Below are 14,957 nucleotides of genomic sequence, written 5' to 3' on the forward strand. Positions count from 1 at the left end.
TCGTTTCTGACTCACTACAACTGTCGACATGCGCTTTAGAAATGGCCAACTATTGTATCGGTTAAAAAGGGGTTGCCGGGTGAATTGATCAGCCTTCGTCCGGCAACACAAAGCGTAACGGCCGCGTGCCTATCTTTGCCCCCGTCACCTCGTCGATGGCCACCGGTTTAATATATTCTCCCGTTTCAACATCCTGGATACGCACCAACGGACCGTCGCCGCGATACTGGCTCCCCCAGGCGCCAATCATCATAAGCACCGGCAGAAAGTCGCGGCCGGCGGCCGTCAATACATACTCCTCGCGCGGCGGTCGCTCCGAATAAAGCCGTTTTTCCAATAATCCTTCCTCAGTTAACGTCGCCAAGCGCCGGGTCAGTATCGTCGGCGCTATACCGAGGCTTTTCCGAAATTGGTCGAAGCGGGTTAGGCCGAAATGGGCGTCCCGCAGTATCAATAAACTCCAGGTGTCGCCAAGAAAAGCTAGGCAGCGAGCGATCGGACAAGGGTCGGCGCAATTATTTTTATCGTTCATACATTTTTAGTAGTGACTTGGTTTCATTTTGATAGTAACATTGCTTTCAAAATGATAGTAACACTTAGTCGACAGACTATCCACCCTCAAAAAGAGATTCGATATGAGCAATAAAGACAATGCTCTAGCCCTGGTCACCGGCGCATCTTCGGGCATCGGGCTGGTAACGGCCAAGGCCCTGCAACAAGCCGGTTACCGCGTATTCGGAATTCGTCGCAGGGTGACAGTACGATGAGTCTCGTAAACAAAATCGGTGCCGGGCTCAATGGCCTAGACCAGCTGCGCGCCTTAATGGCCTCGGGGCTGAAGCCTGGAATCATGGTGTCGCTGGATTTCGAGCTGGTGGAGGTCGACCTCGGCAAAGCCGTATTTGCCGGCAAGCCGGGCGAGCATGCATACAACCCTCTGGGCACCGTTCATGGCGGCTATGCGGCCGCTTTGTTGGACTCTGCCTGCGGCTGCGCCGTCCACTCCCAGCTCACCGAGAAACAGACCTACACGACTCTGGAATTGAAAATTGCCTATCACAGGGCGATGACCAAAAAAACAGGACTACTGCGGGCGGAAGGCAGCGTTCTGAGCCTGGCTCGGCAAGCGGCATTTGCCGAAGCTCGACTTACCGACAGCAGAGGCCGGCTCTATGCCTCGGCGACATCAACCTTATTGATATTCGATAGGCGTGGCTCGTGATGCGATTCGACCGCGCATAAATGCATTACCCCTTTTACACCAAGCCAAAGGACACAACATGAAACTGAACGACAATACCATCCTCATCACTGGCGGCGCTTCCGGCATCGGTCGCGGTCTAGCCGAGGCCTTCCACAAGCTGGGCAACAAAGTCATCATTGCCGGACGCCGCAAGGCTTGGCTTGATGAGGTCGTCGCGGCCAATCCCGGCATGGATGCCATCGAACTGGACGTCGCCGACCCGACCAGCATCAATGCCGTGGCGCAAACTCTGATAGCCCGTTATCCGGCACTCAATGTGTTAATCAACAATGCCGGCATCATGACCTTCGACGATGCGGCGGGTCGAATCGACGAAGCGGCGTCGCGCCGCCTGATCGATACCAACCTGCTCGGGCCCGTCTTACTGACCTCGGCGTTGATCGAGCATCTGAAACGTCAGTCGCGCGCCACCATCATCTACAACTCATCTATCCTGGCTTTCGTGCCGATGGCGCCCAGCGCGATCTATTCCGCCACCAAGGCCGCGCTGCATTCCTACGCGCTGTCACAACGCTTCTTGTTGCGCGGCACCAATGTGAGTGTGCAGGAAATCGCGCCGCCCTGGGTGGACACCGATATTATCCAAAAGCGCGGCGACCCTCGCGCCATGCCGGTCGATGTGTTTATCGCCGAAACCATGCAGGGCTTGGCAACTGAAGCCCCGGAAGTGGTCGTCGAGGCTGTTCGTGCGCTTAGGGCCAATCCAGGGCCCGAAGAGCACGCGTTTGTCGACGGCTTCAACGCCAGCATGATCGCCAACTAGTTCTGAATCCTGAGCTGAACTGAAAACCAGGGGAGCGACGTTTCGATGCAAGGAAGCGCCGCTCCCACGTCAAATTGCTTTATTTTGCCGGGGCAAAACTTATTTCAAGCATGACTATGTCAACTAAAACCGCAAGTGCGCAACAACGAATCTTACTGGTCGCGGCAACGTTATTTTCCCGCCAGGGTATCAGGGCGAGCGGCGTCGATAGCATCGTTAAATCTGCGAACACCAACAAGATGACTCTGTACAAGCATTTCCCCTCTAAGGAAGCATTGATAGTCGCATATCTTCAAAGCCGTGACGCCGAATTGTGGGATAGGTTTGTTGAACAAATCGAGCGCAAAGATCAGCCCTCAAAAGACAAGTTGTTGGCAATTTTCGATATCCATGGCGAATGGTTGGCCAATCCTGATTTTCAAGGTTGCCCCTTTATCAATGCCTCTGCCGAATTCCCCGATCAAAACCATGTAATACATCGAGTATCCGCGGCGTTTTATCGCAAACTACAAAACCATATGACCGACCTAGCCGAACAAGCCGGAGCGCGTTCTCCGCAGCGGCTGGCCGGGCAACTTTGCGCCTTGTTCCAAGGCACCATCGTCTCCGAACAATTGCAGCGCCATTCCGGCGCGGCCGATGATGCCAAGTTGGCCGCCGAGCTACTGATAGCGAACAGCATTGAATGACTAATAGTACCGAACCTTTTACCGAAGGAGTAAGCAACATGCTACCCCCCAAAACTCCGTTAATGCCAAACTACCGTAACCGGCTGCAATTCCGATACTTAAGCATAGGCCGGTTGTTGGCCGTGTTGTTGTTGCCGCTGACGATAAGCGTCGGATGCAGCGACCAGAACAAACCAACACCAGCAGTTTCGCGACCGGTAAAGGTGTTTCGAATCGAGGAGAACGCCGTCGCTAGTGCCAGAAGCTTTGCTGGTGAAGTCAGGGCAAGAATCGAGACGCCCTTATCGTTCCGGGTGGCCGGTAAACTGCTGGAGCGCAAAGTTGATGTTGGCGACCCGGTACGTAAAGGCCAACTGCTGGCAATACTGGACGGCAATGATTACCACCTCGCTGTGCAAGGTCTTAGGGCTCAACTGGCTTCCGCCCAGGCCGACAGTAATTTCTTGCGCGACGATCTTGTTAGGTACCGCGAGCTGTTGGCTCAGCAAGTCATCAGTCCACCGGAGTTCGAGCGGCACGAAACGGCTTATACCACGGCGCGGGAGCGGACGGCGGCGCTGGAAGCGCAATTGGGCGAGGCGCTTAACCAGCTATCCTATACCGAGCTGCATGCCGACCGCGACGGCGTGGTCACGGCGTTGGCTGTCGAAGCCGGACAAGTGCTGGCCACCGGTCAGGCCGTGGTAACGCTGGCCCAGCTCGACGAAAAGGAAGTTCATTTCGACGTTCCCGAACATCAACTATCGGAAATCCAGCGTCAACAAGCCGTTAATGTGTCTTTGTGGTCCGACGACAACCGGCGGATCAAGGCCAAAATTCGCGAGATCGCCTCGGCCGCCGATCCGTCCAGCCGCACCTACCGCGTCAAGGCCTCCTTGTTGGAAGGTCTGGACGCCGCGCAATTAGGCATGACGGCGACCGTTCATATCGTGGCGAACACCGCTGCCGGCATCGCCATCCCGCTTTCCGCAATCTATACCCCGCAAAACCAGCCCGATCATCCTTTAGTCTGGCTAGTCGATGAGCAGTCGGCTACCGTCAAATCCATGCCGGTTAAGCTGGGCGAAACGCTGGCCGGCGAACGCATTGCCGTCGAGGGACTCGCCGCCGGCCAATTGCTGGTCAGTGCCGGCGTCCAGCGTCTGGCCGAGGGACAGTCTGTCCGCTTACCGGCAGAAAATGCACCGGCTAAGCAGGGTACAACAGAGGCACAACTATGAAAGAGTTCAACCTCAGCGAATGGGTGCTTAAACACCGCTCCTTTACCGGCTTTATGCTCGCATTGGTGGTGCTCGGCGGCCTATTCGCTTATTACAAACTGGGCCAGCAGGAAGATCCGCCGTTCACCTTTCGAATCATGGTTGTCAAAACCCTCTATCCCGGCGCCACCGCACTGGAAGTCGAGCAACAGTTAACCGATAGACTGGAAAGGAAAATCCAGGAGCTGCCCAATCTGGATTATCTGCGCAGTTACTCCAAACCCGGCGAATCGGTGATTTTCGTCACGCCCCGCGAGGATACGCCGCCCAAGGAGATTCCCGAGCTTTGGTATCAAGTGCGCAAGAAGGTCGACGACATCCGCATGACGCTGCCGCCCGGCAGCATCGGGCCGTTTTTCAACGACGAATTCGGCGATACCTACAGTCTGATCTATGCCTTTTCCGGCGAGGGCTTTAGTTATGCCGATCTGAAATTGGCGGCCGATTCGGTCCGCCAACAGCTGTTGCGAGTCAAGGATGTCGAGAAAGTCGATCTGATCGGCGTGCAGGACGAAAAGATTTTCGTCGAATTCTCCGACAAGAAGTTGACCGAATTGGGCCTGGATGCTTCGGCGGTCGCCCAAGCTTTGCAAGCACAGAACGGCATGACGCCGGCCGGTACGGTGTTTTCACCTCAGCGCAATCTGCCGATACGCCTGACCGGCTCCTTCGACTCGGAAGATAGCGTCGCCAATATGGTGGTGCGCATCGCTAATCGAACCTTCAAGGTCGGCGATTTTGCCAAGGTGACGCGCGGCTATATCGATCCCGCGGAATTCAAGATGCGTTTCAACGGCAAACCGGCCCTCGGTCTTGGCGTGACGATGAGCAAGCAAGGCAACGTTATCGACTTGGGGAAATCCTTGGAAGACGCTTTGGCCGGCATGGCAAGCGAGTTACCGTTAGGCATGGATGTAGCGCCGGTCGCCAATCAAGCGCACGTCGTTAAAAACCAGATGGCGGAATTCGGCCGTACCTTCTTCGAAGCCCTGGCCACCGTGTTGGTGGTCAGTTTCTTGAGCCTGGGTTGGCGCACCGGTTCCGTGGTGGCGCTGACCGTGCCGCTGGTGCTGGCCGCCACCTTGCTGGTCATGCTGCTGTGCGGCATCGATCTGCAACGTATTTCGTTAGGCGCATTGATTCTGGCGCTGGGCCTGTTGGTGGACGATGCGATGATTGCCGTCGAGATGATGGCCCGCAAGCTGGAAGAAGGCTGGGACCGGATGCGCGCCGCAACCTATGCTTATACGGCCACGGCCTTTCCGATGCTGACCGGCACCTTGATCACCATCGCTGGTTTCTTGCCGGTGGGTCTGGCGCAATCCTCGGCCGGTGAATATACCGTGGCGATTTTCCAGGTGGTTGGCATTTCGCTGATATTGTCTTGGATAGGCGCGGTGGTATTCACTCCGTATTTGGGCTTTTTGATCCTCAAGGTACATGCCAACGGCGAGCAAGCGGCTCACGACTTGTTCGATACGCCGTTCTACAACCGCTTGCGCCGCTGGGTGGATGCCTGCGTGACGCATCGTAAGAAAGTCATTGTCGCCACCCTGGCTTTGTTCGGCCTCGGCGTCGTTGCGTTAGCCCATGTCCCGGAACAGTTCTTTCCGCTGTCCAACCGGCCGGAAGTCATCGTCGACCTGTGGCTGCCGGAGGGCAGTGCCTTTGAACAAACCGAAGCCGCCGCCAAACGCATGGAGGCAATGCTGGCCAAGGACGAGGATGTTGAACATGTTGCCAGCTATATCGGTAGCGGCACGCCGAGGTTTTTCATGTTGATCGTGCAGCAACTGGCGAATACCAATCTGGCCGAATTGGTGGTGATGACTAAGGATAACCAGGCCCGCGAACGGGTGATGCAGCGAGTCCGGCAAATTCTTGAGACGGATTTTCCGAATGTCCGCGGCCGAGTGAAGCGCCTCAATGTCGGGCCGCCGATGGATTATCCGTTGGCGTTCAGAGTGCTCGGCGAAAACCCCAACATCGTACGTGGCATTGCCGACCGGGTAGCCGAAGTCGTGCGTAACCATCCCGGCACCGTGGATGTCAACGACGATTGGCATGACCGCATGCCGTCGTTACGGCTGATGCTGGATCAGGACAAGGCCCGCGCCCTCGGCGTTTCGACGGCCAGCCTGTCGCAAGCCTTGCAGGCGCATTACGCCGGCATCCCGGTCGGACAATTGCGCGAGCAGGATAAATTAATCGACATCGTCTGGCGGGCCATCCCCGAATTGCGCACCGCCGCCGACGAATTGCCGGATGTTGCGGTGCGCACCGCCAACGGCAAGTCGGTAGCGCTGTCGCAGTTCGTCAAATTCGAGACCGTGTTCGAGGACGGCGTACGTTGGCGTCGTAACCGCTTCCCAACCATCTCGGTGCGCGCCGACGTGGCCGACGGCAAGATGGCCCCGGACGTGGCGGCGGAAATCATCCCGAAACTTAAACCGATACAGGATAGCTTGCCGGCCGGTTATTTCATCGAAACCGGCGGCTCCAAGGAAGACGCGGTGACCGCGCAAAAATCGATTCTGATCTGGATTCCGCTAGTGCTGATCGTCACGCTGATCTTGTTGATGATGCAGTTGCAGAACCTGTCCAGGACTTTCATGGTGTTCAGCACCGCGCCGCTCGGGGTGATCGGCGCCGCCTTCGCCTTGCTGCTGTTCCGGGCGCCGTTCGGTTTCGTGGCCTTGCTCGGCATCCTGGCGCTGGCCGGTATGATTATGCGTAACTCGGTGATTCTGGTGGATCAGATCGATCAAGACGAAAAATCGGGGCTCGACACCTGGTCGGCCATCGTCGAATCGACGGTGCGGCGGTTCCGGCCGATCATGCTGACCGCAGCCGCAGCCATCCTGGCGATGATACCGTTGTCACGCAACGACTTCTTCGGCCCGCAAGCCATCGCCATCATGGGCGGGCTGACGGTGGCGACCGCGTTGACGGTTTTCTTCCTGCCGGCATTGTATGCGGCGTGGTTTAGGGTGGAGCGTGGACAGGCTGATGCCGACGCAAAAGCCCCTCTCCTCGCGGGAGAGGGGTTGGGGTGAGGGGGAGTTGAAGCCCAACATTTTGATTTTGTTGGGTTACGCTTCGCTAACCCAACCTACGTTTTTGGCAAATAAGACCTCGGAGTCTTGCAATGAATAATCGATATTTAACACCGCTATTCCTACTGTCCCTGACTAGTCTAATCGCCTGCACGCCGACCCGTGTCGGCGACCAAGTGGCGCTCAATAGCCCGGCAACATGGCAACACGCGGCTAATGCCAAAACCGCCCAAACCGCCGAAGCGGTTGACCTGAAGACTTGGTGGCAAGGTTTCAACGATCCCTTGCTAAATGAATTGATAGACCAAGCCTTGGCCGCCAACCACGATCTGAAGATCGCCGCCGCTCGGGTCCGTGAAGCCAATGCGATGGTCACCGTCGCTGAAGCGGCCTTGTATCCCAGTCTGGATTTCTCACTCTCGGGCGGCCGGGAAAAACGCATCGACCGCATCGTCGGCGTGCCGAGCGGGCAAGGCATCAAATTGATTACACCGACCGCCGATGCCGTCAGCGGCGGCTTGGCTGCACGCTGGGAAATCGACTTGTTCGGTGGTCGACATCTGGAAGCGGAAGCCGCCGCCGCGCAAGCCGAAGGCAGCAAGGAAGGTTTGCACGCGGCGCAAGTCGGTCTGTTGGCGCAAGTTGCGACCAACTATATGGAGCTGCGCGGCGTGCAGCAACGCATCGGCATTCTGCAAAACAATATCGCCTTGCAGCGCGAACGCTTGCGAACTTTAGAGGTATTTTTTAAAGCCGGATTGGCTAACGAGGCTGACATTGCTCGCCAGCAAACCTTGCTGCAGGGCACCGAAGCGACGCTGCCCGGACTGACCAACGCCGAGCAAAACCTGATTCATCGCTTAGGTGTGTTATTGGGCGAGTCGCCGGAAAGCCTAGGAAACTGCTTGGCCGCTGTTGGCCCGTTACCGAAACAAGCGCCGACCATGCCAAACCTGCTGCCTGCCGATTTGTTGACACAACGGCCGGATCTGCGCCTGGCGCAAACCGAAGTCAGTGCGGCGGCCGCCAGCCTGGGTTCGGCGCGGGCTGATCTGTATCCGAAGTTGGTGCTGTCGGCCAGCGGCGGTGTCGGTGCACTGGCAGTCGGTGGTTTTCCGAGTCTGGCCGAGAGCGTCTATGCCTTGGGTTCGGGTCTTTCCGCGCCGATCTTCAACGCTGGTCGCATCCGCGCCCATATCGCCGCCGCCGATGCGCGGCTGGACCAAGTTGCCGCCAATTACGAGAAGACTTTTTTGCTGGCCTTGGAAGACGTGGAAAACGCTTTCGTCGCACATCGCTCCGCCACGGAGAGTTTGGGCCAATTGACGGCAGCGGAAGCCTCGGCGGAAAAGGCTTACCGACTGGTCGATGCCTTGTATCAGCATGGCGCGGGCGATTATCTGGCAGTACTGGACGCCCAACGCAGCAAACTGGCCGTCAGCGACGAGCGGGCCAAAGCCGAAACCGCGACCGGCGTGGCGATGGTGTCGCTGTACCGGGCTTTTGGCGGCGGCTGGTCGATGGATGCGTCGGTGAGGGCCTTCGAAAACGCCTCTGCAAGGTGATTCGCGGCGAGTTGGCATCGGCTAGCGAGCCCTGAAAGTGCCGAAGACGATGAATGATCGAGTGATCTTGCCAAATAGAGGGGGGCGTAAAAGGTAGGTTATGCTTCATGCTATGAAGTCCAACATTTTGATTCTGTTGGGTTACGCTACGCTAACCCAACCTACATTTTGACTTTTACGACAGCCTCAAATAGATGGGTTTGATAAGGTCAGGGGCGATTAGATTGTGCTCAATATCTCTTCGATCAGTTGCGGCCCTTTGTAAATCAAGCCGCTGTAAATCTGCACCAAGCTGGCGCCAGCGGCTAATTTCGCCTGGGCATCTTCACCACTCAAAATTCCGCCGGCGGCGATAATCGGCAGCTTGCCGTTCAACTCGGCCACCAAGCCTTTAACGACTCGCGTTGAACTTTCCCTGACCGGTGCGCCGCTCAAACCGCCGGTTTCGTCGGCGTGCTTATGGCCTTTAATGTGGTCGCGGGCGATGGTGGTGTTGGTGGCGATCACACCGTCAATCGCAAATTCGATTAGTAAGCCTGCAATATGGCTTATTTCCTCGTCAGTTAAATCGGGGGCTATCTTCACGGCGATAGGCGTGTATTTACCCTGCGCGGTCTGCAGCTTTAATTGTTCTTCTTTCAGAGCGCTCAATAATTGTTTGATCTCGTCGCCTTGCTGTAATTGCCGCAAGTTCTTGGTGTTGGGTGAGGAAATGTTGATGGTGATATAGCTGGCTGCGGCATAGCTTTTTCTTAAGCCGATCAAATAGTCTTCGGTGGCATTTTCCAAGGGGGTGTCGGCGTTCTTGCCGATATTGATACCCAATATTCCGCGATACTGGCATTTACCGACTTGTGCCAGCAAATGGTCGATGCCTAAATTGTTAAACCCCATCCGGTTGATGATGGCTTCATGTTCCGGGAGCCGAAACAGCCGTGGTTTGGGGTTCCCCGGTTGCGGGCGCGGCGTGACCGTGCCGATTTCGATGAAGCCAAAGCCCAAATCGGCCAACGCGTCTATATAGTCGCCGTTTTTATCCAGGCCGGCTGCAAGTCCTAGCGGATTTTTAAAATTTAAGCCCATTACCTCGACCGGCTTGTTGCTCGATTTCGCCCGGCTTAGCGTGGACAGGCCGATTTTCTCCGCCAGTTTCAGCAAGTCTAGAGTGACATGATGGGCGGTTTCCGGGTCAAGCGAAAACAATAGCGGGCGCAGGTAGGGATATAAGTTCATGATGCGGTAGCAGGTTTTAACGAATAAGGAGAAGGATCCAGGTCGGTTGGCCGTTGCAGAACCAGATCGGCCAGTAATTTGGCGGATGCCGGTCCCATGACCAGGCCATTGCGGAAATGACCGGCATTGATGTAAAGATTTTCGATGTCCGGATGTCGGCCAATAAAAGGGATGCCCTGCGGGCTGCCGGGGCGCAGACCGGCCCAATGGTGACTGACCGGGAACTGCTTCAGGGTTGGCAGCAGTTGCGTGGCGAACCGATAGAGTTGTTCGCGAGCCTGTTCCGTGGTGGTTTTGTCGAAACCGGCCTGTTCGACTGTGCTGCCTACCAGAATCTTGCCGTCGCGGCGGGGAATCAAATACTGGTCGCCGTCCAGAACCATATACTGCAGTGTGTCAGGCTTGGCGTCGAATAGCAGCATTTGGCCTCGAACCGGGCGGATGTTGATATCGACCGGCCAATCCGGCAGCAAATTGTTTAAAAATTCGCGAGTCCAGGCGCCAGTGCTGACGACCAGTTCGTTCACCGTAAAGCGACCGTGTCTGGTTTTTACGCCGGCGATGCGGCGATTGACGACGTCGATTTCCTCGATTTCGGTATCGCTGATGAATTGGGTGCCGAGTTGGGATAAATATGCGGATAGAGATTTCAGCAGGCGCGGATTGCGGGCCTGAGCGATACCCGGAAGCCATATCGGTTGCTCGAGTCGGGTTGTGAGCGCTGCGGTCAGTTCGGCGGAAGCGGTCTGGAATGCCACGTCGTAGCGACGGCACCAGCGTTCCGCCGCTTCAAAATCGGGATTCTTGCAAATCAGCATGCCGCACTCCCGCCATTCCGGGTCGATCCCGGTACTGGCTAGCAGTTCTGCACTTAACTGCGGATACAGTTTCAAGCTTTGTATTGCCAGCTCGGAAATGGCTTCAGCTTGCCGCCATGGATAAATCGGCAGCAAAATGCCGCCGCCTGCCCACGAGGATTCGGTGCCGGGGCCGGCTTTGTCTAGCAGGGTAGCTTCGCGTCCGGCTTTGCGAAATTCGCGGGCGGCAAGTTGGCCGCTAATGCCGGCGCCGATGATCAAAATGTCCAGATGATGGGTCATGCAGATAAAGGGAATGTCGGACTAAAGATGCTTTTTTAAAGTATCACGAAGCTATTGCGCTAGATAGGTTTTAGGCATTGGTGGTAGCTGTGTGAAAAAACAAAAAAATGTTGTTTATTTTTGACATTATTTGATTCAGGATTACAAATGCTTCATATATTATTGATTTAAATCAATTTTTTTTGGTCAAAAAAATAAGCTTAAAACTTGTATGGCTGGTGTTTTGCTGCTATTATTGCCCACGTGAAGAAATCCTGTGTTGCTTTAAAGCTAATTCAGTCTTAACAATAACAACCCTTGGGGGGGAACAACAATGAGTTTTACTAAAACCAAATTAGCGCTGGGTGTTGCTGCAGCGACTTTGACAATGGCTGGAGCGATGGTTGCCCCGCAAGCCCAAGCAGCTGACAACAAAGCCGAGCGCGTTGCCGACGCCGCCGCCAGAAAAGCTGAAGCTCTGGAAGCGCAAATGCAACAAATGGCCGAGCAAATGCAAGCCATGCAAGCGGAATTGAGCCGTGTTAAGTCGTCTTCCACAAAAGACTCTACCGAAACCGCCAAAATTCAAGAACTGGATCAGTGGATGGCGTCTGTTAAAGCTGCGCCGGCCGCTTCCGGCGCCAAAGACAACTTGGTTGCGGTTCGTGGTGGTTGGCAAGCGCTGGATCATGCTAGAGGTAGCAATGTTTTTCCAACACACAACGGAGCATTTTTGTCCAACAATCAAAACAACGAAGGTTTTTACTTCGGTGGTGCGTTTGATTTCAATGTCAACAACGACTTGTTCGGTTTGATGGACGATACTTCTTTCGCGGTTGAGTTGGGTGTTGAATACGCTCAGTACGGTACTGGTGTAAACACTGTTTCAAGTGGTTACGTTGTGCCTTCTTTGGGTAATGCAACTGCTATTACCGATAATACTCAAGCGACCGATGCTCGTTTGAGAATCAATGCCTCTCCAAAAATCAAGTTCATGCACGGTAGCAAGTTCCGTCCTTGGTTGATTCCTGTCGGTTTGGATATCAATATTCTTGGAGTTCCGTCCAACGCGGTTTCCGTGTTGAATGCAGGCATGAACTTCGGCGCTGGCGCGGAATATGACCTCTTCAGGGGCATCGTGCTGGGTTCTGATGTGCGTTATCACTATTCCACTAGCAAATTGGACGGTACGCCTACTGACGGTTTCAGTGCTGGTGGTTACTTGGGTTTCAAATTCTAAATCCACAAGCCGCTGGATTGTCCAAAAAGGGAAGGTTTCGCCTTCCCTTTTTTTATGCCGTAAAGGTTTTGTTATACTGCCCGGCCCCAGTGCGGGGTCGGTCGGTTGCGTAAGTTCTATCCTCAAAGGCAATGAAATCTCTTTATCCTGAAATTTCTCCATTTCATACCTTTTTTCTGGAAACCGGGAGCGACCATCGTGTCTATGTCGAGCAATCCGGCAACCCGGCCGGAATTCCGGCGATATTTTTGCACGGCGGTCCCTGTTCCGGAACCAAGCCGGACCATCGCCGTTTCTTTGATCCTGAGCGCTACCACATCATTTTGATGGACCAGCGCGGATGCGGTCTGTCCGAGCCTTTCGGCGAACTGGCGGGGAATACGACGCAAGATTTGCTGGTAGATATGGAGCGTATCCGCGCACGTTTGGAAATTCGACAGTGGTTGTTGTTCGGTGGTTCTTGGGGAGGCGCCTTAGCTTTGCTCTACGCACAGCACTACCCTGAGAATGTGTTGGCCATGATTTTGCGTGGTGTGTTTTTGGCGCGGCGGGGCGATTTGGAATGGTTTCTCGGCGAATATGGCGTGAACCGGGTCTATCCGGAATTGTGGCAGGAGCTGCAGGAGAATTTGCCGGAGCTACCGGGCGGCACCATGCTGGAGCGCTTCTGCGAGGCGGTGTTTAGTTCCGATCAGGAGCTTGCCAAGAGTGCGGCTAGGCTATGGCAGGCTTGGAGTGGTCAGGTGGCGCTTGGCGCTGATTATCAGGAGAGTTTGGAAGCTGTCAGCGAAAAGATGTTGCGGCAAGTCAAGATGGAATTACACTACGCCGTCCACGATTACTTTATCGCTGAAAATCAGATTTTGGCCAATTGCCCCAAATTGCGGGGAATTCCGACGGTTGTAATTCATGGGCGTAACGATTTGACTTGCCCGATAGAGGCCGGGTGGCGGTTGTGCAACGCATTGCCCGGGGCACGCTTCCAGGTTTTGCCCCATGCCGGCCATATTGCTCGCGGCGAGGAAATGATCGACGCGTTGGTTTCCGCCGCGGACGAGATGGCGATGGTTTTGGCTTGAGAATTGACGGCGGGAGCATGGAACATAGAAAACGGATTGTCATCGGCATGACCGGCGCTACCGGTGCGATTTACGGTGTGCGGATGCTGGAAATTTTACGCGAACGCGGTGGCTGGGAAACTCATTTGGTGATTTCTTCCGCCGGCTTGGTCAACTTGAAATACGAGTTGGATATGGATCGAGCCGAGCTTTACGGAATGGCCGACGTTACCCACGGCATCAATGATATTGCCTCTTGCATTGCCAGTGGCTCGTTCAAGACCGAAGGGGTGGTCATCGCGCCCTGTTCCATGAAGACCTTGGCCGCGGTGGCGCACGGTTTTGGCGATAACCTGATTTCCCGTGCCGCAGACGTGGCGCTGAAAGAGCGGCGCAAAACCGTGCTGGTGCCGCGGGAGACGCCCTTGAATTTGGCGCATATTCGCAATATGGCGGCCGTGACTGAAATGGGCGGGATTATTTTTCCGCCGATGCCGGCGTTCTATAACAAGAGCGATTCGTTACGTGCCATGGTTGACGAAGGTGTTGGGCGTATCCTGGAGATGTTCGGTGTCGATGCCTCCGGATTGTATAAACCTTGGGGCGGTCTTTCCGGCTGAAGCTTGCTTATCCCGCTATCGATTGGGGTTTTTCGCTTTGAAATAGCAGCTCTTCAATTGACAGGGTGCTACGTTCTGATTTAGAGTTGCCCCACTCGCTTAAACCGCCCACTGACAAAGGCTTGCGGCGCTCTCCATTCGGTGACGAATGAGAGATTCACGGAAGGGGTGGGTCTCAAAAACAATAACTGTAACTACAACAATCGGAGCACATTAATATGGCAAGACCATTAATTCAAATGGCGTTGGACTCACTGGATTTCGACCAAACCGTAGCATTGGCAGATAAAGTAGCGCCTTACGTCGACATTTTTGAAATCGGTACCCCTTGCATCAAATATAACGGTATTAACTTGGTTAAAGAACTGAGAAACCGTTACCCAGACAAATTGTTGTTGGTCGACCTGAAAACCATGGACGCCGGCGAATACGAAGCAGGCGCTTTCTACGCAGCCGGCGCAGATATCTGCACCGTATTGGGCGTATCCGGTTTGGCTACCATCGGTGGCGTAATCAAAGCGGCAAAAAAATATGCTGCGGAAGTACAAGTTGACCTGATCAACGTGCCAAGCAAATCCGAGTGCGCACGCGAATCAGCCAAACTGGGCGCGCAAATCATGGGCGTTCACACCGGTCTGGACGCGCAAGCGGCTGGTCAAACTCCGTTCGGCGACCTGAACGAAGTCGCTTCTTTGGGCTTGAACGTTCGCGTTTCTGTTGCCGGCGGTATCAAGCCTGCAACCATCGATCAAACCGTTAAAGCCGGCGCCAACATCATCGTTGTCGGTGCAGCTATCTACGGTGCGCCATGCCCAGCCACAGCGGCTAAAGAAATCCGCGAATTGGTAGACGCTGCAGCTGCATAAGCCAAATTTGGCAACGCCTAGTTTCTAGGAAATATCGAGGACGGGTGGTTCGCGCCACTCGTCCTTTTGTTTGTTATATCCCCAGTTTTTTAGTGCGGTCCCGATAAGGGGCCGCTAGCACCGTATAAGATTCAATTTAGGAGACCAACATGCCTTCGCGTCGAGACTTAGCGAACGCCATCCGCGCACTTAGCATGGACGCGGTACAAAAAGCCAATTCAGGACACCCTGGAGCCCCGATGGGGATGGCCGATATCGCCGAAGT

At 55.0% G+C, this 14,957-nt stretch carries 15 protein-coding genes; 12 read left to right on the forward strand and 3 right to left on the reverse strand.

The window, feature by feature from the left end; translation table 11 throughout:
- Window positions 1-88 precede the first annotated feature (88 nt).
- Window positions 89-532 (reverse strand): winged helix-turn-helix transcriptional regulator, encoded by a 444-nt coding sequence (locus tag AC0IM9_RS18740; protein WP_482804997.1) that lies wholly within the window; start codon window positions 530-532, stop codon window positions 89-91.
- Between the two features lie 103 nt (window positions 533-635).
- On the opposite strand from AC0IM9_RS18740, the gene AC0IM9_RS18745 reads away from it, so the two are divergent.
- From AC0IM9_RS18745 to AC0IM9_RS18775, 7 genes are all read left to right on the forward strand, one after another.
- Window positions 636-767, forward strand: a complete 132-nt coding sequence (locus tag AC0IM9_RS18745) for an SDR family NAD(P)-dependent oxidoreductase (protein WP_260839385.1) — start codon at window positions 636-638, stop codon at window positions 765-767.
- Window positions 764-1,222 (forward strand): PaaI family thioesterase, encoded by a 459-nt coding sequence (locus AC0IM9_RS18750; protein ID WP_140913655.1) that lies wholly within the window; start codon window positions 764-766, stop codon window positions 1,220-1,222. The genes AC0IM9_RS18745 and AC0IM9_RS18750 overlap by 4 nt, the downstream gene beginning before the upstream one ends.
- Before the next feature lie 58 nt (window positions 1,223-1,280).
- Window positions 1,281-2,027 carry an SDR family oxidoreductase gene (locus AC0IM9_RS18755; protein WP_140913656.1) on the forward strand — a complete coding sequence of 249 codons (747 nt, stop codon included), beginning with the start codon at window positions 1,281-1,283 and terminating at the stop codon, window positions 2,025-2,027.
- 74 nt (window positions 2,028-2,101) lie between these two features.
- Window positions 2,102-2,716 carry a TetR/AcrR family transcriptional regulator gene (locus AC0IM9_RS18760; RefSeq protein WP_482804998.1) on the forward strand — a complete coding sequence of 205 codons (615 nt, stop codon included), beginning with the start codon at window positions 2,102-2,104 and terminating at the stop codon, window positions 2,714-2,716.
- Between the two features lie 38 nt (window positions 2,717-2,754).
- On the forward strand, window positions 2,755-3,936 hold the full coding sequence (locus tag AC0IM9_RS18765; protein ID WP_482804999.1) for an efflux RND transporter periplasmic adaptor subunit: 1,182 nt from the start codon (window positions 2,755-2,757) through the stop codon (window positions 3,934-3,936).
- Window positions 3,933-7,031: an efflux RND transporter permease subunit gene (locus AC0IM9_RS18770; protein ID WP_482805000.1), complete on the forward strand. Its 3,099-nt coding sequence runs from the start codon at window positions 3,933-3,935 to the stop codon at window positions 7,029-7,031. Before AC0IM9_RS18765 ends, AC0IM9_RS18770 begins: the two co-directional genes overlap by 4 nt.
- Before the next feature lie 92 nt (window positions 7,032-7,123).
- Window positions 7,124-8,596 carry an efflux transporter outer membrane subunit gene (locus AC0IM9_RS18775; protein WP_482805001.1) on the forward strand — a complete coding sequence of 491 codons (1,473 nt, stop codon included), beginning with the start codon at window positions 7,124-7,126 and terminating at the stop codon, window positions 8,594-8,596.
- Window positions 8,597-8,815: 219 nt separating this feature from the next.
- Here the strand turns inward: AC0IM9_RS18775 and AC0IM9_RS18780 are convergent, their stop codons facing one another.
- Both AC0IM9_RS18780 and thiO read right to left on the reverse strand, forming a co-directional pair.
- On the reverse strand, window positions 8,816-9,829 hold the full coding sequence (locus AC0IM9_RS18780) for a quinone-dependent dihydroorotate dehydrogenase (protein ID WP_482805002.1): 1,014 nt from the start codon (window positions 9,827-9,829) through the stop codon (window positions 8,816-8,818).
- The gene (gene thiO / locus AC0IM9_RS18785) at window positions 9,826-10,929 is read right to left on the reverse strand and encodes a glycine oxidase ThiO (protein WP_482805003.1); all 1,104 of its coding nucleotides are present in this window, start codon (window positions 10,927-10,929) and stop codon (window positions 9,826-9,828) included. Before thiO ends, AC0IM9_RS18780 begins: the two co-directional genes overlap by 4 nt.
- A gap of 313 nt (window positions 10,930-11,242) precedes the next feature.
- Between thiO and AC0IM9_RS18790 the strand changes: the two genes are divergently transcribed.
- From AC0IM9_RS18790 to AC0IM9_RS18810, 5 genes are all read left to right on the forward strand, one after another.
- Window positions 11,243-12,148 (forward strand): hypothetical protein, encoded by a 906-nt coding sequence (locus AC0IM9_RS18790; protein ID WP_482805004.1) that lies wholly within the window; start codon window positions 11,243-11,245, stop codon window positions 12,146-12,148.
- Between the two features lie 131 nt (window positions 12,149-12,279).
- The gene (gene pip, locus AC0IM9_RS18795) at window positions 12,280-13,227 is read left to right on the forward strand and encodes a prolyl aminopeptidase (RefSeq protein WP_482805005.1); all 948 of its coding nucleotides are present in this window, start codon (window positions 12,280-12,282) and stop codon (window positions 13,225-13,227) included.
- A gap of 17 nt (window positions 13,228-13,244) precedes the next feature.
- On the forward strand, window positions 13,245-13,826 hold the full coding sequence (locus AC0IM9_RS18800; RefSeq protein WP_482805006.1) for a UbiX family flavin prenyltransferase: 582 nt from the start codon (window positions 13,245-13,247) through the stop codon (window positions 13,824-13,826).
- 218 nt (window positions 13,827-14,044) lie between these two features.
- Window positions 14,045-14,692, forward strand: coding sequence for a 3-hexulose-6-phosphate synthase (hxlA, locus tag AC0IM9_RS18805; RefSeq protein ID WP_140913665.1), 648 nt, complete (start codon window positions 14,045-14,047; stop codon window positions 14,690-14,692).
- A gap of 149 nt (window positions 14,693-14,841) precedes the next feature.
- A partial coding sequence (locus AC0IM9_RS18810) for a thiamine pyrophosphate-binding protein (protein ID WP_482804241.1) occupies window positions 14,842-14,957 on the forward strand: 116 nt, incomplete at its 3' end.

It is taken from the genome of Methylomonas sp. Uni0011 (genome assembly GCF_056850255.1).

Coding starts and splice junctions, on each gene's coding strand:
- AC0IM9_RS18740 (WP_482804997.1), bottom strand. CDS start 532: ATGAACGATAAAAATAATTGCGCCGACCCTTGTCCGATCGCTCGCTGC.
- AC0IM9_RS18745 (WP_260839385.1), top strand. CDS start 636: ATGAGCAATAAAGACAATGCTCTAGCCCTGGTCACCGGCGCATCTTCG.
- AC0IM9_RS18750 (WP_140913655.1), top strand. CDS start 764: ATGAGTCTCGTAAACAAAATCGGTGCCGGGCTCAATGGCCTAGACCAG.
- AC0IM9_RS18755 (WP_140913656.1), top strand. CDS start 1,281: ATGAAACTGAACGACAATACCATCCTCATCACTGGCGGCGCTTCCGGC.
- AC0IM9_RS18765 (WP_482804999.1), top strand. CDS start 2,755: ATGCTACCCCCCAAAACTCCGTTAATGCCAAACTACCGTAACCGGCTG.
- AC0IM9_RS18770 (WP_482805000.1), top strand. CDS start 3,933: ATGAAAGAGTTCAACCTCAGCGAATGGGTGCTTAAACACCGCTCCTTT.
- AC0IM9_RS18775 (WP_482805001.1), top strand. CDS start 7,124: ATGAATAATCGATATTTAACACCGCTATTCCTACTGTCCCTGACTAGT.
- AC0IM9_RS18780 (WP_482805002.1), bottom strand. CDS start 9,829: ATGAACTTATATCCCTACCTGCGCCCGCTATTGTTTTCGCTTGACCCG.
- thiO (WP_482805003.1), bottom strand. CDS start 10,929: ATGACCCATCATCTGGACATTTTGATCATCGGCGCCGGCATTAGCGGC.
- AC0IM9_RS18790 (WP_482805004.1), top strand. CDS start 11,243: ATGAGTTTTACTAAAACCAAATTAGCGCTGGGTGTTGCTGCAGCGACT.
- pip (WP_482805005.1), top strand. CDS start 12,280: ATGAAATCTCTTTATCCTGAAATTTCTCCATTTCATACCTTTTTTCTG.
- AC0IM9_RS18800 (WP_482805006.1), top strand. CDS start 13,245: ATGGAACATAGAAAACGGATTGTCATCGGCATGACCGGCGCTACCGGT.
- hxlA (WP_140913665.1), top strand. CDS start 14,045: ATGGCAAGACCATTAATTCAAATGGCGTTGGACTCACTGGATTTCGAC.